This window comes from Halorubrum sp. Atlit-26R (assembly GCF_003666015.1).
Classification (GTDB): domain Archaea; phylum Halobacteriota; class Halobacteria; order Halobacteriales; family Haloferacaceae; genus Halorubrum.
In genome coordinates this window covers 239,297-264,286 of sequence record NZ_QPLT01000001.1, presented here as the reverse complement: position 1 = coordinate 264,286, position 24,990 = coordinate 239,297, and the positions used below count along the sequence as shown (strand labels likewise).

Annotated in this window: 22 protein-coding genes; 7 read left to right on the top strand and 15 right to left on the bottom strand. The window is 70.7% G+C overall.

Going from position 1 to position 24,990, the window contains the following annotated elements; all coding sequences use genetic code 11:
• Window positions 1-76: 76 nt before the first annotated feature.
• From DVK07_RS01215 to DVK07_RS01205, 3 genes are all read left to right on the top strand, one after another.
• Window positions 77-2,992 (top strand): DEAD/DEAH box helicase, encoded by a 2,916-nt coding sequence (locus tag DVK07_RS01215; protein ID WP_199719391.1) that lies wholly within the window; start codon window positions 77-79, stop codon window positions 2,990-2,992.
• Between the two features lie 73 nt (window positions 2,993-3,065).
• Window positions 3,066-4,571: a stage II sporulation protein M gene (locus DVK07_RS01210; protein ID WP_121595340.1), complete on the top strand. Its 1,506-nt coding sequence runs from the start codon at window positions 3,066-3,068 to the stop codon at window positions 4,569-4,571.
• A 93-nt stretch (window positions 4,572-4,664) separates the two neighbouring features.
• Complete coding sequence (locus tag DVK07_RS01205; RefSeq protein WP_121595339.1) at window positions 4,665-5,015, top strand: hypothetical protein; 351 nt, start codon at window positions 4,665-4,667, stop codon at window positions 5,013-5,015.
• A gap of 496 nt (window positions 5,016-5,511) precedes the next feature.
• On the opposite strand, the gene DVK07_RS01200 is transcribed toward DVK07_RS01205, so the two are convergent.
• The 4 genes from DVK07_RS01200 to DVK07_RS01185 all read right to left on the bottom strand — a co-directional run bounded on the left by DVK07_RS01200 (window position 5,512) and on the right by DVK07_RS01185 (window position 9,815).
• Complete coding sequence (locus tag DVK07_RS01200; protein ID WP_121595338.1) at window positions 5,512-5,901, bottom strand: DUF6276 family protein; 390 nt, start codon at window positions 5,899-5,901, stop codon at window positions 5,512-5,514.
• Between the two features lie 107 nt (window positions 5,902-6,008).
• Window positions 6,009-6,710, bottom strand: coding sequence for a V-type ATP synthase subunit D (locus tag DVK07_RS01195; RefSeq protein ID WP_121595337.1), 702 nt, complete (start codon window positions 6,708-6,710; stop codon window positions 6,009-6,011).
• Window positions 6,711-6,996: 286 nt separating this feature from the next.
• Complete coding sequence (locus tag DVK07_RS01190) at window positions 6,997-7,719, bottom strand: hypothetical protein (RefSeq protein WP_121595336.1); 723 nt, start codon at window positions 7,717-7,719, stop codon at window positions 6,997-6,999.
• Window positions 7,716-9,815: a DUF4198 domain-containing protein gene (locus DVK07_RS01185; RefSeq protein ID WP_233565358.1), complete on the bottom strand. Its 2,100-nt coding sequence runs from the start codon at window positions 9,813-9,815 to the stop codon at window positions 7,716-7,718. The genes DVK07_RS01190 and DVK07_RS01185 overlap by 4 nt, the downstream gene beginning before the upstream one ends.
• A gap of 179 nt (window positions 9,816-9,994) precedes the next feature.
• On the opposite strand from DVK07_RS01185, the gene DVK07_RS01180 reads away from it, so the two are divergent.
• Complete coding sequence (locus tag DVK07_RS01180) at window positions 9,995-11,167, top strand: helix-turn-helix domain-containing protein (RefSeq protein ID WP_121595334.1); 1,173 nt, start codon at window positions 9,995-9,997, stop codon at window positions 11,165-11,167.
• A gap of 51 nt (window positions 11,168-11,218) precedes the next feature.
• Here the strand turns inward: DVK07_RS01180 and DVK07_RS01175 are convergent, their stop codons facing one another.
• The 8 genes from DVK07_RS01175 to ahaH all read right to left on the bottom strand — a co-directional run bounded on the left by DVK07_RS01175 (window position 11,219) and on the right by ahaH (window position 19,397).
• Window positions 11,219-12,643, bottom strand: a complete 1,425-nt coding sequence (locus DVK07_RS01175) for a V-type ATP synthase subunit B (RefSeq protein ID WP_121595333.1) — start codon at window positions 12,641-12,643, stop codon at window positions 11,219-11,221.
• A 2-nt stretch (window positions 12,644-12,645) separates the two neighbouring features.
• The gene (locus DVK07_RS01170; RefSeq protein WP_121595332.1) at window positions 12,646-14,409 is read right to left on the bottom strand and encodes an ATP synthase subunit A; all 1,764 of its coding nucleotides are present in this window, start codon (window positions 14,407-14,409) and stop codon (window positions 12,646-12,648) included.
• 1 nt (window position 14,410) lies between these two features.
• Window positions 14,411-14,740 (bottom strand): V-type ATP synthase subunit F, encoded by a 330-nt coding sequence (locus tag DVK07_RS01165; protein WP_121595331.1) that lies wholly within the window; start codon window positions 14,738-14,740, stop codon window positions 14,411-14,413.
• The gene (locus DVK07_RS01160; protein WP_121595330.1) at window positions 14,737-15,783 is read right to left on the bottom strand and encodes a V-type ATP synthase subunit C; all 1,047 of its coding nucleotides are present in this window, start codon (window positions 15,781-15,783) and stop codon (window positions 14,737-14,739) included. The genes DVK07_RS01165 and DVK07_RS01160 overlap by 4 nt, the downstream gene beginning before the upstream one ends.
• Entirely contained in the window at window positions 15,780-16,358 is a 579-nt protein-coding gene (locus tag DVK07_RS01155; protein WP_121595329.1) for a V-type ATP synthase subunit E, read from the bottom strand. The genes DVK07_RS01160 and DVK07_RS01155 overlap by 4 nt, the downstream gene beginning before the upstream one ends.
• Before the next feature lie 21 nt (window positions 16,359-16,379).
• Entirely contained in the window at window positions 16,380-16,634 is a 255-nt protein-coding gene (locus tag DVK07_RS01150; RefSeq protein WP_004598766.1) for a hypothetical protein, read from the bottom strand.
• 197 nt (window positions 16,635-16,831) lie between these two features.
• Window positions 16,832-19,036, bottom strand: coding sequence for a V-type ATP synthase subunit I (locus DVK07_RS01145; RefSeq protein ID WP_121595569.1), 2,205 nt, complete (start codon window positions 19,034-19,036; stop codon window positions 16,832-16,834).
• 4 nt (window positions 19,037-19,040) lie between these two features.
• A complete protein-coding gene (gene ahaH, locus DVK07_RS01140) occupies window positions 19,041-19,397 on the bottom strand; it encodes an ATP synthase archaeal subunit H (protein WP_017341997.1) in 357 nt (118 codons plus the stop codon).
• A 177-nt stretch (window positions 19,398-19,574) separates the two neighbouring features.
• On the opposite strand from ahaH, the gene minD reads away from it, so the two are divergent.
• Window positions 19,575-21,278 carry a cell division ATPase MinD gene (gene minD / locus DVK07_RS01135; protein ID WP_121595328.1) on the top strand — a complete coding sequence of 568 codons (1,704 nt, stop codon included), beginning with the start codon at window positions 19,575-19,577 and terminating at the stop codon, window positions 21,276-21,278.
• Between the two features lie 70 nt (window positions 21,279-21,348).
• Here the strand turns inward: minD and DVK07_RS01130 are convergent, their stop codons facing one another.
• Entirely contained in the window at window positions 21,349-22,320 is a 972-nt protein-coding gene (locus DVK07_RS01130; RefSeq protein ID WP_121595327.1) for a transcriptional regulator, read from the bottom strand.
• Window positions 22,321-22,544: 224 nt separating this feature from the next.
• Here DVK07_RS01130 and DVK07_RS01125 point away from each other — a divergent pair, with 224 nt between their 5' ends.
• On the top strand, window positions 22,545-23,951 hold the full coding sequence (locus tag DVK07_RS01125; RefSeq protein WP_121595326.1) for a tRNA(Ile)(2)-agmatinylcytidine synthase: 1,407 nt from the start codon (window positions 22,545-22,547) through the stop codon (window positions 23,949-23,951).
• Between the two features lie 67 nt (window positions 23,952-24,018).
• Complete coding sequence (locus tag DVK07_RS01120; RefSeq protein ID WP_121595325.1) at window positions 24,019-24,372, top strand: VOC family protein; 354 nt, start codon at window positions 24,019-24,021, stop codon at window positions 24,370-24,372.
• Window positions 24,373-24,406: 34 nt separating this feature from the next.
• Here the strand turns inward: DVK07_RS01120 and DVK07_RS01115 are convergent, their stop codons facing one another.
• Complete coding sequence (locus DVK07_RS01115; protein WP_121595324.1) at window positions 24,407-24,637, bottom strand: hypothetical protein; 231 nt, start codon at window positions 24,635-24,637, stop codon at window positions 24,407-24,409.
• An 89-nt stretch (window positions 24,638-24,726) separates the two neighbouring features.
• Complete coding sequence (locus DVK07_RS23190; protein WP_017341991.1) at window positions 24,727-24,903, bottom strand: hypothetical protein; 177 nt, start codon at window positions 24,901-24,903, stop codon at window positions 24,727-24,729.
• Between the last annotated feature and the right edge of the window lie 87 nt (window positions 24,904-24,990).

Genomic DNA, 24,990 nt, shown 5'->3' with positions numbered 1-24,990 from the left:
ACCCGGTCGCACTCGGGACGATCTCGCACAGCGACGGGCTTAATCGCCCGAGCCCCCAACCTCCGACGATCACAGAATGCCGGAACCGTCGGGGATGGACGCGTTCGCGCACCTCGGGAGCGAGGTCCGCGAGGCGCTCTCGGAGCGGGGGTTCACCACGCCCACCGAGCCCCAACGCGAGGCGGTCCCCCCGCTCGCGGCCGGGAAGAACGCCCTCGTGCTCGCGCCGACCGGCACCGGGAAGACGGAGACCGCGATGCTCCCCGTCTTCGACGCGATCGTCGACGCCCGGAACGCGCCCGGCGCCCGGCCCCGCGAGGGTATCTCGGCCCTCTACATCACTCCCCTCCGCGCGCTCAACCGCGACATGATGGACCGGTTGGAGTGGTGGGGCGAGACCCTCGGCGTCGAGGTGGCGGTGCGCCACGGCGACACGACTCAGTACGAGCGGTCGAAGCAGGCCGACGACCCCCCGGACGTGCTCATCACGACGCCGGAGAGCCTCCAAGCGATCCTCACCGGCTCGAAGATGCGGGCCGCCCTCGAAGACGTCGCGCACGTCGTGGTCGACGAGGTCCACGAGCTGGCCTCGGCGAAGCGCGGCGCGCAGCTCACGATAGGGCTCGAACGCCTCCGCCGCGTCGCGGGGCCGTTCCAGCGGGTCGGCCTCTCCGCGACGGTGGGGGACCCGGAGGAGGTCGGCCGGTTCCTCGTCGGGACGGGGAAACGCGACCCCGACCGCCCCGGCGACCGCGACTTCGAGACGGTCGAGGTCGCGGCCGGGACGCGGACCGACGTGCGCGTCCTCGACCCCGAGATTACGGACGCGGACACCCGCCTCGCGGGCGAACTCGCGGTCGACGAGACGACCGCGAGCCACGTCCGGACGATCCGCGAGATCGTCGCGACCCACGAGTCGACGCTGATCTTCGTCAACACGCGACAGACCGCGGAGGCGCTCGGCTCGCGGTTCAAGACGCTCGCGGAGACGGACCGCGACCGGGGAATTGAGGATCCCACCGAGATCGAGCTCCACCACGGCTCGCTGTCGAAGGAGGTCCGGATCGACGTGGAAGACCGGTTCAAATCAGGCGATCTCGACGGGCTCGTCTGCACCTCCTCGATGGAGCTCGGGATCGACGTGGGGCGCGTCGACCACGTGGTCCAGTACGGGAGCCCGCGCGAGGTCGCCCGCCTGCTCCAGCGCGTCGGCCGCGCGGGACACCGCCGCGACCTCGTCTCCGAGGGGACCGTCGTGACGCAGGGCGGCGACGACACCCTCGAAGCCCTCGCCATCGCGCGCCGCGCCGGCGAGGAGCTCGTCGAGCCCGCGAACATCCACCACGGGAGCCTCGACACGGTTGCCAACCAGATCGTCGGCCTCGTGATGGACGAGGGGGAGGTCCACGCCCGCGAGGCGTACCAGACGATCACGAACGCCTACCCCTTCACCGACCTCTCGGAGCCCGAGTTCCAGGAGGTCGTCCGCGAGCTCGACGGCAACCGCCTGCTGTGGCTCGACGAGGAGACGGACACCCTCGAAAAGTCGGGCGGGACGTGGCAGTACTTCTACGCGAACCTCTCGATGATCCCCGACGAGGCCACCTACGAGGTGTACGACATGTCCTCGCGGCGGGGTATCGGGACCTTAGACGAGCAGTTCGTTGTCAACTTCGCCGGCCCTGGCGAGACGTTCGTCCAGCGCGGCGAGATGTGGAAGATCACGGAGATCGACGAGGAGGAGGAGCGCGTGAACGTGACGCCGATCCCGGACCCCACGGGGGAAGTACCCTCGTGGGTCGGCCAGGAGATCCCCGTCCCGAAGCCCGTCGCCGAGGAGGTCGGCCGAATACGCGGCGAGGCCGCGGCGGCCTTGGAGGCCGGCTCCACCCCCGAAGCCGTCGCGGCCGACCTCGCGGAGCGATACCCGACCGACGAGGAGACGGTCGCGAGCGCGCTGAAGCCGGTCGTCGACCACGTCGACGCCGGCCATCCCGTGCCCACCGACGAGCGGATCGTTATCGAGGGGAGCGCGCGCACCGTCGCCGTCAACGCCGCGTTCGGCCACGAGGTCAACGAGACGCTCGCGCGCCTGCTCGCCGCGCTCGTCGGCCAGCGCGCCGGCTCGTCGGTGGGGATGGACGTGGACCCGTACCGGATCGAGTTCGAGGTGCCCCCCGACGCCGGCGTCGGTGACTTCCGCGAGGTGCTGGAGACGACCGACCCCGACCGCTTAGAGGCGTACCTCGAACTGGCGGTGAAGAAGTCGGACGCGCTGAAGTTCACGCTCGCGCAGGTCGCCGCGAAGTTCGGCGCCGTCAAGCGGTACAAGGAGGGGCGAGGGAAGTTCGGCGGCGACCGCCTGCTCGCCGCCCTCGAAGACACCCCCGTCTACGACGAGGCGCTCCGCGAGGTGTTCCACGCCGACCTCGCGGTGCCGGAGACGGCCGACCTGCTCGCGGGGATTCAGGAGGGAGCGCTCGACCTCGCGATCGCCCGCGAGCGCACCCCGCTCGGGACCGCGGGCCGCTCCGCCGGCACGGAGTTCCTCGTCCCCGACAACGCCGACGCGGACGTGATCGAGACGGTCAAGGAGCGGATTCGGGACGACCGGGTGATCCTCTTCTGTCTCCACTGTACGGACTGGAAGCACACGACGAAGGTCCGGCGCGTCCGCGACCAGCCCGAGTGTCCGGAGTGCGGCTCCACCCGGATCGCGGCGCTGAACCCGTGGGACGACGAGACGGTCGCCGCGGTGCGCGCGCCCGAGAAGGACGACGAGCAGGAGCGCCGCACCGAGCGCGCCCACCGCGCCGCGAGCCTCGTCCAGACGCACGGGAAGCGGGCGGTGATCGCCCTCGCCGCCCGCGGCGTCGGCCCCCACAACGCCGCGCGGATCATCAACAAGCTCCGCGAGGACGAAGACGAGTTCTACCGCGACGTGCTCCGGCAGGAGCGGGAGTACGCGCGCACCCAGTCGTTCTGGGACTAGCTCGGTCCTCCCGCCGCTGTCCGGCGGCGGCTCGGACTCCCGTTTTTAAGTATCGGACGGCCGATCGGGAGACATGGACCTCTCCGCCGCCGTCACGGCAACGACAGCGACCCTCCGCCGACGCCCCGCAGACGTCCTCCCCTTCTATCTCCTCGGCACCGCGGTGCCGGTGATCGCCCGCCTCGGCACGTTCGCCGCGCTCGCGGGCATCTACCTCCACCTCGAACTCTCCGGGCGGCTCGCGGCCGCCGGCGACGCGCTCGCCGGAGTCGAGCCGCCGCCGGAGACGCAGGACCCCGAGGCGCTTCAGGCGTGGGCCGAGGGGCTGACGCCCGCGTTCGAGCCCCTCCTGACGCCGACCGTCGGGATCCTGTTCGTCGCCGGCGTGCTCGTCACGGTCGTCCTCGCGATCGTCGCCTACGCCGTCGTCTCGGCCGGCCAGCTCTCGGCGGTCATCGCGAGCCTCCGCGACGGGCGAGGGCTCGTTAGAGGGGTCGCGGGCGCTCGCTCCCGCTGGCTCACGTTCCTCGGCCTCTACGTCGCCGAGCTGCTCCTCTGGATCGGCGTCGTCGCGCTCGGCTCGATCGCGGTCGGCGCGGCGTTCCTCGCGAACCCGTTCCTCGGCGCCGCGGTCGCGGTCGCCGCCCTGCTCGTCGGCTTCGTCGCCCTCGCGCTCGTCCGAATTCTCTTCGCGTTCGCGCCGGTGGCCGTCGTCGTCGACGACGCCGGCGTGGTCGGGGGCGTCGAGGGCGCGGGCGGCTTCGTGCGCTCGAACCCGGTCGACGCCGCCGCCTACCTCGTGGTCGCGATCGGGACGCTGGTCGCCGTCGCGTCGGTCGCCTCCGGGGTCGCGTTCGTCGGTGGGGGGCCCGTCGTCGCGCTCGCCAGCGCGGTCGTCGTCGCGCCCGCGCTCGACCTGCTGAAGACCGTCCTCTACGGCGACTACCGCGGCACGGTCGACCCCGTCTCGCCGCCGGAGGCCGGCGTCAGGGCGCAGTTCGTCGGCGGCCTCCGCCGCGGGTGGCGGGAGCTGAGCGGGTTCGTCCGGTCGACGCCGGGCAGTCACGTTCTCGCGCTCGCGGTCGCGGTCGGATTCGGCGTGCTCGGGTGGCTCGCCGCCGCGCCGTTCGCCGAGACGGTCCCGACTTCGATCGAGGGGCGGATCGCCGGACAGATCCCGCCCGTGGCGACGCTGACGTACTTCGGGAACAACTGGGGCGTCGCGATCGCGACCGCCTTCTCCGGCGTGGGGTTCGCCCTCCCCGCGCTCTCGTCGCTCGCGTTCAACGGCCTCGTGCTCGGCGCCACCGCCGCCCTCGAAGAGAACCTGCTGGCGCTGGCCGCGTTCGTCACCCCGCATGGGATCTTCGAGATCCCCGCGCTCGTCGTCTCGGGCGCGCTCGGCGTCCACCTCGGCGCCGTCTCGTGGCGGACGTTCCGCGGCCGCGCGAGCCGCGAGCGGCTCGCCGACGCCTTGGAGACCGCGTTCTGGGTGACCGTCGGGCTCGGAATCTTATTCGCCGTCGCCGCCGTCATCGAGGGGTTCGTCAGCCCGTACTACTGGCGGCCGTTCCTCTAGGCCGCGGTCGGCCGCCGGTCCGCCCTCCCCGGCGCCGGAGCGGGGCGCAGACGCCGCCCGCACCGCTTATTACCGCGCGGTCGAAGCGACGGTATGACACCGTTCCTCGCCGTCATCCTCGTCGGCGTCCCGCTCGCGTGGCTCGTCGGCTTCGCCGCCTACGCGTACGTCGACGCGCCAAAGTACGGAATGAACCCGCGCAAGTGGGCGCTCATCTCGTTCGCCGTGCCGCTGTTCGGCTTCCTCGCGTACGTCTTCGAGCGCGACGAACTCGACTACGACCCCGAGGAGGACCCGTACGCCGGCGGCGACGACGGCCGCACCGGCGGCTTCGCGGTCCACGAGTCACGCCAAGGCGAGAAGCGCCTCGGCCCGGCGGGGACGGAGGCGGACGACGACGACGCGGACGACGAGTGGGACGACCCGGACGGCGTCGACCTCTGAAGGGACGACCGAGACGGATTCCGGTCAGCACGGAGACACCGGCGAGCGATGCGATATTTAAATATCCGAGAGCGGGTGCCGTCTGTTACTTATAAACAACGGTGCGGTCGGCGCGTGCCTGCGAGCGGCCGCCCTCGGCGGCCGCGAGCCAGCACGCGCGAGGGAGTCGCGAACGCCCGTAGGGCGTGAGCGACGAGGCTGGGGAGGCGTGAGGTGCTGTGCGGAGCGGGGCGGGACTCAAAGGGGCAGTCGCGAGGCGGACGCAGGCGACGTAAGCACCGAACGAGGGAGCGCAAGCGACCGAGTGAGGCGCGCAGCGAGCGTGCGTCCGCCTCGCGACTGGGGCTTTGGAGGTGTCGTCTGTCGATCTGGTAGCAGCGATTTATAAGCGAGCGGCTGGAGCTTTGGCGGTGTAGCCTATCGATTCACAGTCAGTTATTTATAAACGACAACTGTCAACGTCACCGTTCGACGAAAGCGATCAGTCGTTTAACTCCTAAATCGCATCGTAAAGCGCCGCTCGACGGCGATCGAGGTCGAACGCGGCCTCGGGCGCGTCGAGTCGGTCGAAGAAGGCGAACGCGTCGGCGCCCGCCACCTCCGCGTGGTCGATCAGCGCCTCGATCGACGCGCGGTTGAGCGCGAACGACTCGAGTTTCCCGCAGCAGAGCGCCAGCGCGACGCCGGCCTCGCCGGACGGGAACGCGGGGTCCACCTCGGAGAAGTCGGGATCGTCAGGCACTCCACCCGCGATCCCCGCCTCGTCCGCGGCGACGACCCGCAGACACCGGGTACAGATCGCGGCCGCGTCGGCCGGTGCGTGCTCGCGGAGCGCGGGCGGCACGGCGAACGCGACGACGTCGGCGTCGCAGTGTGGACAGGGCACGCTCACCGGTACGGGCGGGTCGGGCTAAAAGCCGACGGCGGAAAAACGAGCGGCGACCGACGCGGGACGAGTGATGGCGGTTCGGGAGCCGACGCCCAGACGGGGCGTCAGTCCGCGGGCTCGGGCTCTTCCGTCTCCGCGGCCGCGACCGCCGCGGCCGCCTCCTCGGCCTCTTCCTTCTCCTCTTCCTCCTTCTTCGCCTTGATCTTCTTCATGCGGAAGATCTCCTCGCGCTCCTGCTCTTCGAGCTTCTGCTCGATGTACTCCTGGTTCTCGTAGAGGGTCGGGAGCAGGGTGAACTCTAAGGCGTTCACGCGGCGCTTCGTGGTCTCGATCTCCGTGAGCATCTTCTTCATCGCCGTCTCGACCTCTGCGGCGAGGATGATCTTCTCTAACAGCTCCTCGTAGGCGTCGGCCGCCTCGTCGATGCGCGCCGAGGAGCCGAGCAGGCCGTAGCCCCGCTCGTCGAGGCTCTTTTTCACCTTCGAGGACTCGATCTGCGGGACCACGACGCCCATGATGTTCTTCGACTGGGTCGTGATCTCGGGATGCTCTTTCAGCGCCGCGGCCGCGCCGCGGACGGCGACGTCGCCCTCCATCGCCCGGGCCATGTCGATCTTGCGCTGGGCCGTCTCGTAGTTCTCGGAGACCTCCGACCGGACGTCCTGCGCCTGGTCGAGGATGTCCATGAACTCCATGATGAGCCCGTCGCGCTTCTGTTCGAGCGTGTCGTGGCCGCGCTCGGAGAGCTCGATGCGGTCCTCGATCGCCATCAGGTTCTTCCGCGTCGGTTTGACGTCCTTGGCCATCTTGGGAAACGGTTCCGCTCCGAGGCGGTTAATTCTTTTCAGTCGTGGGTGAACGCGGGGGCCAGCGTCGCCCACGCGGCGCTAAGAACGTCGGCTGTCGGAGATTGTGAAAAAGAGATCCGGACGGGATCGTGTGCCTCTGATGGCCGGGGGCGGTCGCTACCGAGGGCCGATTCGGAACGGCGACTCCCCCTCGGGTCCGGTGGGGCCGACGGCGGGGACGCGACCCGGCGAGACCCGTGGCGATCCTCGGTACGAAGTTCGTGGTCCGTTCGGTTCGCTCCGGCTACGCCCGTCGCCAGCCGGCGTAGCCGAGCAGGCCGGCGACGAGGAGCGCCAGCGTCGGAGCCAGCGGCGTCGGCAGCGAGCCGCCGGTGACGCCGCCTTCGGCGGGCGCGAGCGTCGCCGAGAAGCCCGACAGGTCCGTCCCGGCCGCCCACTCGGCGGTCGCGGCCCCGGTCTCGGTCGCCGGCGCCGTCGCGTCCGCTTCGACCGTCGTGTCGGCGAGCGCGTAGCCGTCGGGCGCGACGAGCACGAACGGGCGGTCCGGTCGGAACGCGCTTTCGAACGGCTCGCTCACGACCAGCCGGTCCCCGTCGACCGCCGCGAGGTTCGTCCAGGTCGCAGAGAGCCGGACGACGCCGGTCCCGTTCGTCGACTCGAAGTCGGCCCGCGCGTCGGAGACGCTCATCTCGCGTTCCGTTTCGGCGCCGGTCCGCTCGGCGATCCGCGTCATCCGGTCACCGAACCGGGCCGTGACGTTCTCCGGGCGCTCCCGGAGCTCCTCGAACGCCGCCTCGTCGTCGGTGAGGTCGTACGTCAACACGAGCGAGACCGTCGCGTCGCCGTCCGCGTCGAGCGCGACGACGAACGACGATCCCTCCTCGACAGCGGGCTCCGCTCCCGGCCCGTCGAGCGCCGCGACGCCCGGCGCGAGGAACGCGCCGATCACCGCGATCGACGCGACGGCTACGGCGAGCGCGACGACTCGACCGCGGGTACGAATCACTCGTCGTCCTCCGCGTCGTCATCGTCGTCCTCGTCATCGTCGGCTTCCTCATCATCGTCGTCGTCCTCCGCATCTTCCGCATCCTCCTCGTCGTCCTCCTCGTCGCTATCGTCGTCGGCGTCGGTGTCTCCCTCCTCGGCACCATCAGCGTCATCCGCCTCGTCCGCGTCCTCCTCGTCCGCGTCCTCCGCGTCCGCGTCGTACTCGATCTCGAGGTCGCCGTCGCGGTCGCCGTCCTCGACCTCGATCTCGTCGCCGTCGGCCGGGAGCGTCACCGCGATCCGCCCGTCCGCGTCGGTCGTTCCGACGGACTCGCCGTCGACCTCGACGCTCGCGCCCTCGACGGACGCACCGTCGGCGTCGGTCACTTCGACCGTCACGGTCACACCGGGTGCGGGGTCGCCGGAGACGACGGCGACGGAGAGGTCGTCCGCGTCCGCGTCGTCGTCCGCGTCCTCGCCGTCCGCGTCGTCTGCGTCGTCTGCGGCGTCCGCCTCGCGCTCGTCGACGTCGATGTCACCGGCCACGAGCGTGCCGTCCGCACCGACCTCGAACTCGAGTTCGGCCTCGAACGCGCCCTTCACGAGCGTGACCCCGAACTCGTCGACGTCGGCCGGCGCGTCGAACGAGAGGGTCCCGTCCGCGTCGGTCGTCCCGACCGACTCGTCGTCGACGGAGACGGAGACGCCCTCGACGCCCTCGCCGTCGTAGGTCACCGAGACGTCGACGGTTCCGTTCTCGACGGAACCGTCCACGGAGAGCCGGTCGCCGAGATCGTCGTCGCGGTCCTCGCCGTCGTCAGACCGGAGCGTGAGCTCCAGGTCGCCCTCGCGGTCGCCGTCCTCGACCTCGATGTCGACCTCGTCGTCGTCGGGCAGCGTCACCGCGATCCGCCCGTCTGCGTCGGTCGTCCCGGCGTCCTGGTCGTTCAGTTCGACCGCCGCGCCCTCGACGGGCTCGCCAGCGGCGGTCACGCGGAGCGTCACCGTCGCGCCCGGATCGGCCGTTCCGTTGACGATCGAGACCGAGAGGGGGACCTCGTCGGCGTCATCGTCGTCCGCCTCGCGCGGCTCCGTCTCCTCCTCGAACTCGAACACCTCGCCGGTCTGGCCGTCGACGCTCACCTCGGCCTCGCCCGTCGTCTCTGGGCCGAAGAAGCTGAACTCGAACTCGTAGTAGCCGTCGTCCTCGTCGCGGTCGGCGGACCGGAGCGTCCACTCGCCGTCGGCGTCGGTCGACAGCTGTGCGGTGGCGGCGGTGAGCGCCTCGCTCTGGCTCACGTTGAAGCTCCCGTCACCGGGCTGGTCGCGCTCGATCTCGCGCGACCGCTCGCCGTCGTCGCTCTCGACCTCGATGGAGACGCCGCCGTCGACCTCCAGCGAGAACTCGCCGTCGCGCTCGCCGGTGTACTGCGCGAGGAGCGCGCTCGCCCCGGTTCCCGTCACGCGAGTGAGCCGCTCTCTGGCGTCCGCGTTCGCGCCCCGGTCGTAGCCCGCCGCGCGGAGCTCGATCCCGGAGGTGTCGTCGGCGCCGTCCGCGACCCGCTCGAAGCCGCGGTCGACCGTCCGGGCCTGTCCGGCGAGGACCGCGAGCCGCTGGGCGAACTCGCTGCGGGTTATCTCGCCGTCCTCGTAGGCGACGCGGGCCTCGCGCTGGTCGGCGACTATCTCGTCGGCGCGCTCGCGGAGCGTCGCGGACCGCTCCGCGAGGAGCGCCGCGCGCTCGGACTCGTTCGCGTCCTCGAGCGCCCCGTCGAGCGACGACGCCGCCACGTCGCCCGACACCTCGTCGTCGGTGACGGCGATGACCGTCGCCAGCTGCTGTCCGACGGTCGCCCGCGACGCGTCGTCGCCGGCATCGCTGTCGTTTGCGCTTCCGTCGTCCGTCGCGCTTCCGTCGTCCGTCGCGTTTCCGTCGTCCGTCGCGTTTCCGTCCGCCTGTGCCGAGACGGTCGAGGCGTCGAGACGCTCGGTCGCCGCGTCGGGCGAGCCGACGTCCGCCTCGGTGGCGCCGGCCGCCGCGAGCGCGCCGCCCGGCACGGAGCCCACGATGAGCCCCAGCGCCAAGAGAACCGTCAGGAATCGTGTGCCGTACATGACGGATGCGTCGACGGGCGCCACCCTCATATACCGGTCAGACCGTGGCGGTCGATTGCGGACCGTTTCGTCGCGTTTCGCGTCTGTGACCGACCGTTGCGCCGATTTGCGTCGAATTTCGCGTCCTCGCCGCGAGACTATCTGTGGGTTTAACCCGAGCGGCCGAAAACCGTACACTAATGAGTCGACGCGATCGGGCGGCCGTATCGATCGCAACCCTCCTCGTCGCCGCCTGCTTTCTGGCGGCGGGCGCGGTCGCCGCTCCGCCGGGCGCGCAGTCCGTCTCCGCTCCGCCGGGCGCGCAGTCGGTCGCCGCGCCGCAGGTCGGCGACCAGCCCGATCCGGACAACACGATCACGCGGATCGACCTCGCCGCCGACGGGAGCGCGACGTGGGAGATCACCTTCCGGACGCGGCTCGGAAACGACACCGAGACCGCGGAGTACGAGCGATTTCAAGAGGAGTTCAGATCGAACACCAGTCGGTACCTCGGTCCGTTCTCCGATCGGATGAGCGGAGTCGTCGCGGCCGCGAACGACTCGTCGGACCGCCAGATGCGCGCCGGCGGTTTCGAGGCCGAGACGGTGATACAGGAGGTGCCTCGCCGGTGGGGCGTCGTGCGCTTCCGGTTCACGTGGACCGGCTTCGCCGCCGTCGAGGACGACGCCGTCGTCGCCGGCGACGTGTTCGCCGGCGGGTTCTTCATCGACGAGGACGACGCGCTGGCGATCACCGCCCCCGACGGCTACGTCGTCGAGTCGGCGTCGCCCGCGCCGGCCGAGACCGCGGACGGCGTGGTCGAATGGCGCGGCCGAGAGGACTTCGCCGACGGTCGCCCGCGGGTTCGCGCCGCACCGACGGCCGGCGACGGCGGATCGCCGGCTGACGGCGACGGCGGCCCCGGAACCGGGGCCGACGAGAGCGGCCTCCCCGTCGGCGTGCTCGTACTCGCCGGTGTCCTGCTCGTCGCGCTCGCCGGCGCGGCGTATGCGATGCGGACCGGACGCGGATCGTCGGACCGAACGTCCGCCCCCGGAGGCGCGTCGGGAAGGCCGGGCGGGGACGACGCGACCGACCCGACGGCGGAGGGAGAACGCGCCGAACGCGTTGCCGACGACGACGCGGTCGGCGGAGCCGCGGGCGGCCCGGACCTCCTCACCGACGAGGACCGCGTTCGGCGCCTCCTGCGCGGGCGAGAGGGCCGGATGAAACAGTCGGCGATCGTCGACGAGCTCGGTTGGTCGAAATCGAAGGCGTCGCGCGTGCTCTCGGGGATGGCCGACGAGGGCGAGGTTGAGAAACTTCGGATCGGCCGCGAGAACGTGATCGATCTGATCGAAGACGAGGAGTAGGTCGCCGGCGCGGCTGCTGGTGACGGGCGAAAAGTGGGAGGAAACGCCGGCTCAGTCCGCGGCTTCGAGGACTTCGCGCTCGGACTCGTCCTCGCGGTAGTGCTCCTCGATGAACTCCTCGTCGATCCGGTTGAGGGCGTCCTTCGGCAGCATCGAGAGGAGGTCCCAGCCGATCGAGAGCGTCTCGTCGATGTCGCGGTTCGTCTCGAAGCCCTGGTCGATGAACTCGGACTCGAACGCGTCCGCGAAGTCGAGGTACTTGTTGTCCAGCTCGGAGAGCGCCTCGCGACCGACGATGTTCACGAGGTCGCGGAGGTCCTCACCTTCCGCGTACGCCGCGAACATCTGGTCTTTCACGTCGGCGTGGTCGGCGCGGGTGAGCCCCTCGCCGATCCCGTCGTCCATCAGCCGCGACAGGCTGGGGAGGACGTTGATCGGCGGCTGGAGGCCCTGGCTGTTGAGGTCGGGGTCGACGTAGATCTGCCCCTCGGTGATGTACCCGGTCAGGTCCGGGATCGGGTGGGTGTCGTCGTCGCCCGGCATCGTGAGGATCGGGATCTGCGTGACCGAGCCGTCGCGGCCCTTGATCCGGCCGGCGCGCTCGTACAGCTGCGCCAGGTCGGTGTACATGTACCCGGGGTATCCGCGTCGGCCGGGCACCTCCTCGCGGGCCGCCCCGATCTCGCGGAGCGCCTCGCAGTAGTTGGTCATGTCCGTCAGGATGACGAGGACGTGGTAGTCCTTCTCGAAGGCGAGGTACTCGGCGGTCGTCAGGACCATCCGCGGCGTGACCGTCCGCTCGACGGCGGGGTCGTCCGCGAGGTTCATGAACACGACGGAGCGCTCCAAGGCGCCGGTGCGCTCGAAGTCCTCCATGAACTCGTTGGCCTCCTCCTGGGTGATCCCCATCGCGCCGAAGATGACGGCGAACTCGGAGCCCTCCTCGTCGTCGCCGCCCTCCTCCTCTTCCGGCACGCTGGCCTGCCGCGCGATCTGCATCGCGAGCTCGCTGTGCGGCTGGCCGGAGCTGGAGAAGATCGGGAGCTTCTGCCCGCGGACGAGCGTGTTCATCCCGTCGATGGCGGAGACGCCCGTCTCGATGAACTCCTCGGGGTACTCCCGGGAGTACGGGTTGATCGCCGCGCCGACGATGTCCTGTCGCTCCTCGGGGACGATCTCCGGGCCGTCGTCGATCGGGCGGCCGGAGCCGTCCAGCACCCGCCCGAGGAGGTCCTCGGTGACGGGCATCTTCATCGTCTCGCCCAGGAAGCGGACGGACGCGTCTCTGTCGATGCCTGAGGTGCCCTCGAAGACCTGGATCGCGACCACGTCCTCAGAGGATTCGAGCACCTGTCCGCGCAGCGTCTCCCCCTGTGCCGTCTCGATCTCGACGATCTCGTCGTAGCCGATCGCCTCGTCGACCTCGGCGTACACGAGGGGGCCGCTGATCTCGGTGATGGTTTGATACTCTTTCATGGTCAGTAGAGGTTCCGGAGCTCCTCGGTGATCTCGGCTTTGAGATCCTCGACGTACTCCTCGTAGTCCTCTTGGACGCCGATGCGGTTAATCCGCGGGGCCGAGTCGATGTCGATGATCTCCTCGACCGGGACGCCGGCGTCGAGCGCGTCGAACGCCTCGTCGTTGAACGTCTGGATCGTCGTCAGCATCAGGTACGTCTTCTCCGGCGGACAGAACGTGTCGACCGGGTGGAACGCGTTCTGCTGGAGGTACGCCTCGCGCAGGTAGCGCGCGACCTCCAGGGTGAGCTGCTGGTCGTCGGGCAGGGCGTCCTTCCCGACGAGCTGGACGATCTCCTGCAGCTCCGTCTCCTCGTCGAGCACGTCGACCGCCCACTGGCGCCGCTCGGCCCAGTCGTCGGCGACCTCGTCTTCGAACCAGGGGTCGAGCTGGTCCTTGTACAGCGAGTACGACTCGTTCCAGTTGATCGACGGGAAGTGGCGCCGTTCCGCTAAGTCCGCGTCGAGCGCCCAGAACGTCTTCACGATCCGCAGCGTGTTCTGGGTGACCGGCTCGGAGAAGTCGCCGCCGGGCGGCGACACCGCGCCGATCGCCGAGACCGAACCCTCGGTCCCGTTGATGTTCTCGAAGTAGCCGGCGCGCTCGTAGAACTGCGCGAGCCGGGCGGCGAGGTACGCGGGGTACCCCTCCTCGCCGGGCATCTCCTCCAGCCGGGAGGAGATCTCGCGCATCGCCTCCGCCCACCGCGAGGTGGAGTCGGCCATCAGCGCCACGTCGTACCCCATGTCGCGGTAGTACTCGGCGATCGTGATCCCGGTGTAGATACAGGACTCGCGCGCCGCGACGGGCATGTTCGAGGTGTTCGCGATGAGCGAGGTGCGGGCCATCAGCGGGTTGCCGTTGGCCGGGTCCTCCAGCTCGGGGAAGTCCTCGATGACCTCCGTCATCTCGTTGCCGCGCTCGCCGCAGCCGACGTAGACGATGATGTCCGCGTCGGCGTACTTCGCGAGCTGGTGCTGGGTGACCGTCTTCCCGGAGCCGAACGGGCCGGGAATCGCGGCCGTCCCGCCCTTCGCGATGGGGAACAGGCCGTCGAGGATGCGCTGGCCGGACACCAGCGGCGTCCGGGGCGTCTTCTTGTCGTTGGCGGGGCGGGCCTCGCGCACCGGCCACTCCTGGTGCATCGAGACCTCCTCGCCGTTGTCCAGCTCGACGACCGTCTCGGTGACGTCGAAGCTCCCGGCCTCGGCGGCGACGACCTCGCCGCCCTCGTAGTCCGGCGGCACCATGACCTTGTGGTCGATGGTGACCGTCTCCTCGACGACGCCGACGATATCGCCGGGCTCGACGACGTCGCCCGCCTCGACCTCGGGCTCGAACTCCCACTCCTCCTCGAGGTCGATGCCGGGCGCGTCGACCCCGCGGTCGAGGTACGGACTGCCCATCTTGCCCTCCAGCACGTCCAGGGGGCGCTGAACGCCGTCGTAGATGGCGTCCAGCATCCCCGGACCCAGGTCGACCGACAGCGGCTCGCCCGTGTTCTCGACGGGTTCGCCGGGGCCGACGCCGGAGGTCTCCTCGTACACCTGAACGGTCGTGAGGTCGCCCTCGATCTCGATCACTTCCCCCATGAGCCCTTCGTCGCCGACGTAGACGACGTCGTTCATGCGGGCGTTGAGATCGCGGGCGGTCACGACCGGACCGCTCACGCTCTGAATGACGCCGTTGTCCGTCTCGGCGTCGGTTGTGTCTGCTTTGCTCATATTAGTCGTCTTCCTCCATCAGGTCGATGCCGATGGCGCGTTTGATCTGGTCGCGCAGCCCGCCGCTGCCGGCGCCGGAGCCGCCGAGCGTCACGAGGACCGGCTCGATGCTCCCCTCGACCGCCTCGCGGGTCCCCCGCGAGAGGTGGTCGAGGTCGTCGTCGTGCATCACGATGATGCCGACGTCGTCGTCGTCGAGCGTCCGCTCGACGGCGTCGTCGAGCTCCTCGTCCTTCTCGTCGTCCGGCACGTTCTCGAACGCCCGGACGCCGGCGAGGCGGAATCCGGTCGTGAACTCCGGGCTGCCGACGACCGCTATCTCCTGGCTCATGTTATCACCAGCTCCGATTCGATCTCGTCCGGCGAGAGGCCGGCCTCCTTCCCGCGGGCGATCGCCCGGATGTTCTCCGTCTCGCGCTCCTTCGCGAGGATGTAGGAGATCACCGGGGTGACCGACACCGGGTGGACCGTGCCGAGCCGGTCGCCGTACGCCAACAGCGCGGCGTCGATCGCGTGTTCGAACGCGATGAGGCTGTCCGCCTCCTCGAGCTCGCGCAGCGCGGGCCCGAGCTCGTCGCCGTACTGGCTGTCGCCGATGTACTCGACGAGCTCGTCGAGGTTCTGCGCCAGCCGCGCGAGCGACGACCGGGTGAACAGGTCGCCGCCCTCGATGAAGTACGCCGCGGGGTCGATGTCCGCGCCCGAGCGAGCGAGCCGGAGCGCGTTCGTCGCGTTCCGGAAGTCGACCTCCGCCACGAGGAACGACTCGTACTGCCGGGTCGGCTCGTCGCCGCCGAGCCCCGAGAGGAGCCGCTCGTAGAACGCGCGGTCGACCGCGTTCTCCAAGGGCACCAGCACGTCCGTCTCCTCGAACTCCGCGTACGCCTCCCGGAGCGGCTCGCCGTAGATCGTGTCCTCGAGGACCTCGATCACGGCGTCGATCGAGTCCGCCTCCAGCAGCCGCCGGATCCGGCGGTCGTCGAACTCGCCGGCGCGGATCAGGTCGACCTCGACGGCCGACTGGTCCGCGTCGGTGTAGACGCCGCGGATGACCGTCTTCACGTTCCAGGCGTCGAACTTGCGGAGGTACCGGGCGATCAGGTCGTACAGCGACCCCTCGCTCCAGTCGAGGATCGCGTCGAACTGCTCGGCGAGGTTCCGGTTCAACGCGTACTCGATCAGGTCCACGCCGCCGTGGCGGCTGCCGAGCGCGTTGATCTCCGCGCCGTAGCTCGACTCCTCCATGAACCGAGCGATCTCGGCCGGCCCCATCCGGGTGAGCTTGCGGTACTCCTCGTCCCCGTAGAGGCTGCCGCGGCGGGCACGAACCCGCGCGACGACGTACTCGGGGTTCGAGCTACCGGCGGCGCTCATTGGTCGAACAGCCGCTCCGAGATGTTCTTCAACTCGTCGTCCCAGACGGACTCCAGGACCGAGTCGAACGTGTTGTTCACGCGAACGCGGGAGGTGTCGCTCTCGGCGACGACGCCGCCGAGGCAGTCGACTTCGCCGTCGACCTCGGCGTTGCGGTCCGCGACGAGCTCCTCGAGTAGCTCGACGTCCTCGGCGCGGGTGTAGACGGCGACGTCCTCGTCGTCGTCGAACTCCGCGAGGGTCGCGTCGAGCAGGGCCTCGGTGAGCTCGCGGCGGTCGTCGCCGTCGAGGCCGGCGATCGCCGCCTCGACGTCGTCGCGGACGTCCTCTAAGACGTCGCGGCGGGCGCCCAGCCGCTCCTGTTTGGCCTCGAGCTTCGCCGAGGAGAGCGTCTGCTCGCGCTCCTGATCGATCTGGCTCTCGACCTCGGCGAGCCGCTCCTCGCGGATGCGCTCCGCGTCGGCCTCGGCGTCGTCGACGATCTCGTCGGCCTCCGCCTCGGCCTGTTCGCGGATCTCCTCCGCACGCGCGCGGGCCTCATCTTCAACGTCCTCAACGACGGTTTCCAAACTCATTGGTTGAAAAACGCTGGAGAGTTACCCGACGATGAAGACGACGACGAGCGCGAGGATGACGATCGTCTCGGGAAGGACCGTCAGGATGAGCCCGTTGACGAAGAGGTCGTCGTCCTCGGCCATCGCGCCGACCGCGGCCGACCCGATACCGCGCTCCGCGTAGCCAGCGCCCAGCGCCGCGAGCCCGACGGCGAGCGCCGCCGCGGCGTTGGGGTCAGTCAGCGTTCCACCGGTCGACAGTACGAGGTTCCCGAGTTCGTTGGTAGCTTCAAACATTGGTAGTAGTTGCTGTTGCTCGTCTCCGAACGGTTGCTATTTGCCCCTACAGGAGTCATAAAGCTTCCCAAAACGACCGAACGGAATCCCGGAGAACGACGGGGAAAGCGGGTGCTATTCGCGTCAAAACCCGACGGGATTGCCGGGTTCGACCGCAGGCGAAGCGGCGAGACCGAGCGGCGACCGACGGCGGGCCGTCAGTCGTCGCGGGTGTACTTCCGGTCGCGGCCGAACGGCAGGTACGCGCGGCCGCCGCCCTCGTAGAAGTTCCCGAAGAACTCCACGTACTCGAGGCGGACCGCCTGGATGCCGGCGGAGGTGACCCCGAGCAGGAGGACGACGACGTGGCCGACGAGCGCGACGACGATGCCGCCGACGAGCGCGACGACCCCGACGAGACCGATCGAGGCGGGGTCGAACGCCGTGGTGATCCCCGCGAAGACGAGCTCGTAGTCCGCGGTGTTTTGCACCTCGGCGAGGTAGTCCGCGCTGAAGATGAAGTGGAAGCTCCCGTCGCCGCCGTCGTCGATGTACGCGCCGAACGCGAGCAGGTTGACCGCGAGCGCCATCCCGCCCTTCGCGAGCAGGACGGCCATCAGCCGGGCGTACGAGATGACGTTGACGACCGGCGAGAGGAACTCTGCCAGCTCCGGCGGCTCGCCGATCCCGAGCAGGACGAGCCCGAGCACCGCGGCGGCCGCGCCGGCCCAGCCGATCAGGACCGGGAACCCGCTGAACGAGACGGCGCCGAACGTCAGGACCGAGACGGCCTCGAACAGGAAGTCGGGCTTCGAGTTGGGGAACACCCGGCTGAAGATCCAGATCCACGCGCCGTTGAGGATCAGCAGCCACGAGCCGGCCTCGTAGACGGCGTGTTTCAGGTCGTGCTGCTGGGCGGTGCTCACGAACGAGAGCACGTGGCCGACGTTCAGGTGAAGGATCCCGAACACGACGCTCACGACGAGGAAGGACAGGCCCCAGTCGAGGTCGGCGGGCGAGAGGCCCTTCCCCTCGACCGGCCAGTGGATCCCGAGCAGCTGGTAGGCGTGGTAGCCGAACAGGTCGATACCGTAGTAGATGCCGAACAGTATCGTGAAGCCGCCGGCCCACATCGCGACGGAACCGAGCTCGCGGAACGCGCCGTCGAACTTGGAGTACATGAAGAACCCGATGGCGGCGTAGAGGACGCCGTACCCCACGTCGCCGATCATGAACCCGAACATCGCCGGGAACGTGAGGAAGACGAGGAGCGTCGGGTCGAACTCCGAGTACTTCGGCCGCCCGAACGCCTGAACGAGGAGCTCGAACGGACCGGCCGCGCCGCCGTTGTCCTGGACGACCGGCGGGTCGTCGGTGCCGTGCGCCGCGTGGCCGCCGTCGGTGGCGACCGCCGTTTCAGTCTCGCGTTCCGCGTCCGCGGCGCTCCCCTCCGCGGATCCGCCACCCTCGTCGTCGACCGGCTCGGCGTGGTGGTCGCCGTCGGGGGTGAAGGAGGCGCGTTCGAGCTCCTCGACCTCGACGTGGTCGCCGACCGCGTCGGCGATCGCCGCCTCGAAGTCCGGGTACGTCTCGGTCGGTACCCAGCCCTCGGCGACGAACGCGTTCTCGGTCGTCGCGAAGGAGAGCGGCGCCTCCTTCTTCTCGGCCTCGATGGTGAGCTGCTCCTCGGCGCGCAGCAGGAAGCCCGCCGCCTCCTCCTTCACGGATTCGAGCTCGCGCTCGACGCCGCTCAGCTCGTCGCGGAGGTCGGCCTGCTCGGCCTCCAGCTCCGCGACGTACTCCTCCGGGCTCGCGTCGGCGTCCGGCACGTCGAGCAGCGCGATGTCGACGCCGACGAGCGCGTCCTGAACGACGCCCTCGGCGTCCGAGTCGGGCGGCCGCGCGACGATGGCGACGACGTCGCCGCCGGCGAAGACGTCGAAGACGTCGACCGAGTCGGCGTCTTCGAGCGCCTCTTCGACGGCGGCGGGCTTTGCCTCGCCGACGACGACCTCGACCGAGTCGTAGCCGCGCAGGTACTCGAGGTCGATCCCGAGCTCCGCGAACGGCTCCAGCCGGTCGATCTCCTCCTGGCGGTCGCGGACCGCCGCCTGAAGCTCGTCGCGCTCGTCGTTGAGCTCGTTGACCCGCCCGCGGACGCGTTCGAGCTCGTCGACGAGCTCGTCGTCGTCCAGCGAGCGAGCGACGTCGGCGTCGCCCTCGTCGACGTCGAGGATGCTCTCCAGCGACCGGACCGTGACGAGCCGCTCGTTGACGGTCTCCGCGCCGTCGAGCGAGGTCCCCGGCTCGAACCCCTCGTACCGGTCGTCGTAGTCCGTGACGTGCAGGGAGTGGTGGGTGTACGCCGCCTCGATGACGTCGTCGATGACGCGCTTCGAGCCCGTCACCGACACCCGGCTCATCTGCTCAGGCCTGAGCATCCACCGCCTCCTCGGCCTGGTCGTGAACCGCCGCCTCGAACCGCTCGACGGCGTAGTCGACGGCCGATTCCACCCGGTCGCGGGCCTCGCGTTCGAGCTCGTCGCGGTCGTCGCGCCCCGATTCGAGGATCTCCTCGCGCCGCTCCTCTATCTCCTCGCGGGCCGCTTCGAGCCGCTCTTGGGCCTCGGCCTCCGCCTCCTCCTCGGCCTCGGCGCGGATCTCGTCCGCGCGCTCTCGAGCTTCGGCGAGGCGCTCCTCGGCGTCCGACTCCGCGTCCGCGATGATCTCGTCCGCCTCCCGTTCGGCCTCCTTGATCGAGTTGAGCACCTCTGGTCTCGCCATGCTACTAATCGCCTGAAACTCTACAAGCGACGTATAAGGTGTTTGCGAAAGCCCGCGGGGTTGCGCGCCGATTCCGAGCGGATTCCGGACGAGTTACGGACCGAACGCGGTCGACGCGTCGTCCGGGTCCGGGCGCCGCCGCCTACATTTAAGTAGCAGTCGCCGGACCCTCACCGTATGGCAACGGTGTATGCGGTCGCGTCGGCGAAGGGTGGCGTCGGGAAGACCACCACGACCGCCGCGCTGGCGACGATCCTGGCGGAGTCGGGCGCCGACGTCGTCGCGATCGACGCCGACCTCGGCATGGCGAACCTCGCGGGCGCCGTCGGGGTGACCCCGGGCGAGACCACCCTCCACGACGTCCTCGCCGGCGATGCGGACCCGGAGGCGGCGGTCCGCGAGGGGTCGTCGGGGCTCCGGGTCGTCCCGGGCGCGACCGACCTCGACGCGTACGCGGCCGCTGACCCCTCCGGGCTCCGCCGGGTCGTCGAGGCGTTCGACGACGCCGACTTCGTGTTCGTCGACGCGGGCGCGGGGCTCTCGCACGACTCCACGCTGCCGCTCGCGATCGCCGACGAGACGCTGCTCGTCTCGACCCCGGAGCGGAGCGCCCTCGGCGACACCGAGAAGACGCGACAGCTGACCGAGCGGCTCGGCGGGACGGTCGCGGGCGCCGCGATCACCCGCGTGACGGACGACACGGACGAGGTCGTCACCGCCCTGCTCGACGCCCCCGTCCTCGGACGGGTGCCGGACGACGAGGCCGTGGCCCGGGCCGCGGCGGCGAACCGCCCGCTGCTCTCCGTCGCGCCCGACGCGCCGGCGACGCGGGCGTACCGCGACCTCGCCCGAGCGCTGACCGGCGCGGACGTGGAGGGGCCCGGGCTCGACGAGCCCGCGGCCGAGGCGGCGGGCGGCGCCGAGGCGGGCGGAGAGGAGACTGAGGAGGACGGCGAGAGCGACGACGGACGCGAAGGAGCGGACGGAGCCGGCGAAGCCGACGAGGAAACCGAAGAGGAGCCGGCCGCGACCGACGACGCGGTGATCGTCGACGACGGGCCGAAGGCGACGGCCGACGACCCGGACGACGGCGATCGAGCGGAGGCGGACGGGGAGGACGACGCCGTGGAACCGGAAGACGGGGAGGGCGCCGACGAGGACGAGGACATCATCGTCGCGGACCCCGACGCCGCCGGGGTGGCGGAGCCGGGCGACGGCGAGGACATCATCGTCGCGAGCGAGAGCGAAGCGGCGGGGGACGTCGCGGACGACGACACCGACGAAGACGGCGACGACGACACGGGTGACGGCGGGAGCGAGGCCTCCGACGATGACGGAGGCGAGACGACCGACGAGGGAACACCCGACGACGGCGACGAGCCGGAGGAGTCCGTCGACGAGGGCGACGGGGCGGCTCGCGAGGGCATCGACGCCGACCAAGAGGCGACCGAGAGCGACGAGGCCGGCAGACCCGACGCCGGTGACGAGTCCGTGAGCGGCGGGAGAGCGGCTGCCGAGCTCGAGGCCACCGGCCCCGAGGCCGCGACGGACGAGGAGTCGGACACGATCCCCGACGCGGACCGGACGGCGCGCGAGGCGACCGGCGGACGCGACGCCGGCGGTGACGAGGCCGAGGGCCGCGGAGACGACGACATCGACGACGAGCTCGCGGGCAGCATCCCGTTCCGCGATGACGACTCCGGGACGATGAACACCGTGCTGTCGGAGGAGGACCGCGAGAGCGAGGCGGACGCGGACGACGAGACGGCGAACGCAGACGACGGGACGGCGGACGCGGGAACCGAGGAGAAGTCATCCGCGGACGACGACGGGGAGCCGGAGAAGGACGGCGGCTTCTTCAGCCGGCTCCTCGGTCGGTGAAGCGGCTGGCGAGGAGAATTTTCGGCGACGAGAATAGAACGCGAAGAGCGAACGGACCGCGGCGGCGCGGTCAGGCCTCCGAGGGGGCGCGGGCGCGGTCGCGGATCAGCTCGCGGATCTCCTCGGGGTCGGTGACCGCGGCGAGCTCCTCGCAGGAGACGAGGGCGGTGCCGTCGACCGACTCGCGCTTCTCGTCCTCCTCGGTGAAGTACACCGAGCGGGTCTGCGCCACCTCGCCGATGGAGGACATGATCCGGGCGCGCTTCTCGGCCGCGGCGGTGAACGCCGAGTGGCCGGTGAGCACGCGCGTCGCGGGGCTGTCCTCGTCCTCCGAGACGGCCTTGAACGGGGCGCGGGCGGTCGGGTGGACGGTGAAGCCGGCGCTCGTGAGCACGCCGAGGACGTGCTCGTCGTCGGGGTCCGCCTCGGGCGCCGAGGGGGTCGGCTCCGAGTCGCGGACCTCGTCGGCGCCCTCGAGTACGTCCACCGGGCTGGAGAACGGCTGGTCGAACAGCTCCTCTAACTGGATCGCCACCTCGATGGAGGCGTTCATCCCGTCCTCGTACTTCGAGACGGTGCGCCTGGAGACGCCCAGCTCGGTCGCGAGGCGGCCGAGCGACCAGCCGCGCTCCTCGCGCTCGTCGGCGAGCAGGTCGCCGTCGAGGCTGACGTACAGCCCGCCGGGCGCGGCGTAGATGAGCGGCGGCATCCCCTCGACGAACAGGTCGTAGGCGGTGTCGGGGTTGATCACCGGCACGCCGTGTCGGAAGTAGACGACGCCGGGCTTCAGCTCCTCGTCGCGGGTGCGGATCCCGATCACCATCGGCGTCCCCCTGAGGTACTCGCCGAGCCGGCGCATCTCCGCGCCGGTCTCCGCGTCGAGCGCGTCGACGTTGCCGAGGATCTTTAAGAGGAGGAGGTCCTCGTCGCGGCGGGCCGCCACGTCGAAGCTCTTGGGCCGGACCGCACACCGGTCGCTGACGAGGAACCCTGCGTCCTCCAGCATCGCGGTGACGTTCCCGATGAGCGCAGTCCGGGACATAGCCGAAACAAGCGGCTCGCCGTATATATGCGTTGTGTCGTCCCGCTGCCGACGAAACTGCCGCCCGCCTGCGATTTCCAGCGTTCGAGGCGGGAAACCGTTAAATACTCGACCGGCGGCGCGACGCGGTCGATGATCGGCGGGATCTCCCTCGGTCGCCTTCGAGGGAGCTCCCCCCGGCCGCCCTCGAAAGGGGCTTGACGCGCCGCCGCGAACGCGGGCACATGCCGATCGTCGCCGTCGACGACACCGACTCCCGCGAGCGCGGGATGTGCACGACGTACGTGGCGACGCGGATCGCGGAGCGGATGGCGGACGACGGGGGCCGGATCCGGCGGCGCCTCCTCGTCCGCCTGAACCCGGCGGTGAAACACAAGACGCGCGGGAACGCCGCGGTCGCGCTCCACGTCTCCGGGGTCGACGCGGAGCGGGCCGAGACGGTCGCGGTCGAGGCGGTCGCGGAGTTCGCCGCGGCCGCGGACCCCCGGACCTCCCCCGGCGTCGTCGTCGCCGACCGCGACGTCGGCGGCGACCCCTTCGATCCGACCGGAGCGCCGATTCCCGACGAGATTGCCGCGTTCGCGCGCCGCGCGCTCCGGGAGCGACTCTCCGTGGCGGAGGCGGTCGAACTCGCCGAGGAACACGGGTTCCGACACGCCGCGGTCGACTCGGCCGGCGGGGCCGACGGGGAGAACGGTTCCGAGGCCGTCGCGGGACGCGGGCGGATCGGCGCGCTCGCGGCGGTGGGCGCGCCGGCCGCGTTCGACGACTGGACCTTCGAGCGGGTCTCCTACCGCGAGCTCGACCGCTGTGGGACGCCCCGCGAGGTCGGCGCCGAGAGCGTCTTCGCCGCCGCCGAGGTGGGGTACCCGACCGTCTGGGACACGGTCGACCGCGAGACCGGCGCGACCGTCTGCGTCCCGAACGCCCCCGGCCCGATCCTCCACGGGATCCGCGGCGACGACCCGGCCGCGTGCCGGGCGGTCGCGGCCGACATCGAGAGCGAGCCGGTCGACCGCGCGGCGACGTTCCTGACGAACCAGGGCACCGACGCCCACCTCGCGCCCGGCCGGATCGGCGACCTCCGCGACGGCGCCGGGTACCGCGTGGCCGGCGTGGTGGCGAGCGCGCCGGAGACGAAACAGGGGGGCCACGTCCACGTCGACGTCGCGAGCGGAGATGGCGCGGACGAGGCGAGCAGAGGCGGTCCCGCCGCGGACGCCGACGCCCTCCGCGCCGTCGCGTTCGCGCCCACGGGACGGTTCCGCGACCGCGTCCGGGCGCTCCGGCCGGGCGACCGCGTCACCCTCTGCGGCGAACACGAGGTGCGGGAGGACGCGGCGGGACCCGAGAGCACCCTGAAGCTCGAGAAGTTCGCCGTCCGCGACCTCGTCCGGACCGCGCCCGCGGTGCCGACCTGCCCCGACTGCGGCCGCTCGATGTCGTCGGCGGGGAGGGGGCAGGGCTACCGGTGTCGCGACTGCGGGACGAGCGCGCCGGGGAAGGTCGCGGAACCGATCGAGCGCGACCTCGACGCGGGGTGGTACGAGGTGCCGCCGAGCGCGCGCCGCCACGTCGCGAAGCCCCTCGTCCGGGGCGGGTTCGACGCGCCGACGCACCCGGAACGGTGAGGTCGCGTCCGGCGACGTCGACCGCGTCGCCCGGAGCGATGAAGTGCCTCCGCCGCGAGCGACCGCTATGACCGGAATCGTCTTCCACGCGACGGAGCGGCGCGACGCGGTCGTCGAGTTCTACCGCGAGCGGCTGAACGCGAGCGTACGGGTCGAACAGCCCGACTGCACGATCTTGGAGTTCGACGGGTTCCTGTTCGGGTTCTGCGAGCGCGAGGAGGTCGACGACTGCGGCATCCTCACCTTCGTCTACCCGGACCGGGAGGGCGTCGACGCGGCCGCGGACGCCCTCGGCGACGCGGTCGTGAAAGAGCCGCGAGAGAACGAGACGTACGACATCTACCAGTGTTTCGCCGAGGACCCAGAGAGGCGGACCGTGGAGTGTCAGGTCTTCCTCGACGACGCGGTCGACATCGAGTAGGCGGCGGTCGGCGGACCGGCGGGGTCGCGCCCGTTCAGTCGTCGAGGTCGCGTTCCTCGCGCCACTCGGTCGCCCGCGCCTCGGCGGCCTCGCGGTCGTCGAACCGCACGCGCTCGTAGGCCGACTCGTCGGCCGCCTGTTCCATCACGTCGAGGCGGACGACGAAGCCGCCCGCCGCGCGCTCGCGGAGCCTGACGGTCGCGTACCCGTCCGATCGCTCCCACTCGGTGACCGTGCCGTCGTCGCGCTCCAGCGACCAGCTCATACCCGGGCGGACGCGCCCCGCGGCTAAAGCGGTGCGGTTCCGGGACGACCGAGCGGGCGCGCCACACGCCGGTGCTCGCGCCGGCCGGGTCAGTCGCCCGCGCTCGGCGACCGCTCGGCGCTCGACGACCGCTCCGGGGCCGGCGTGGCGGCGTACCCGCACACCGGGCAGACGACGTAGCCGAGCGAGTCGTACGGCACCGACGTCGAGGGGGCGCTCACGTCGCACTCGGGGCAGTCGAACGTCGCGGCGTTCTCGGTTGACATGCTATCGCGTAGCGACCGATCCGCCGTAGTTATGCGCCGCTTGCGGCCACCGCAACGCCATCCTACTTATATACCGAGTCCGAACTC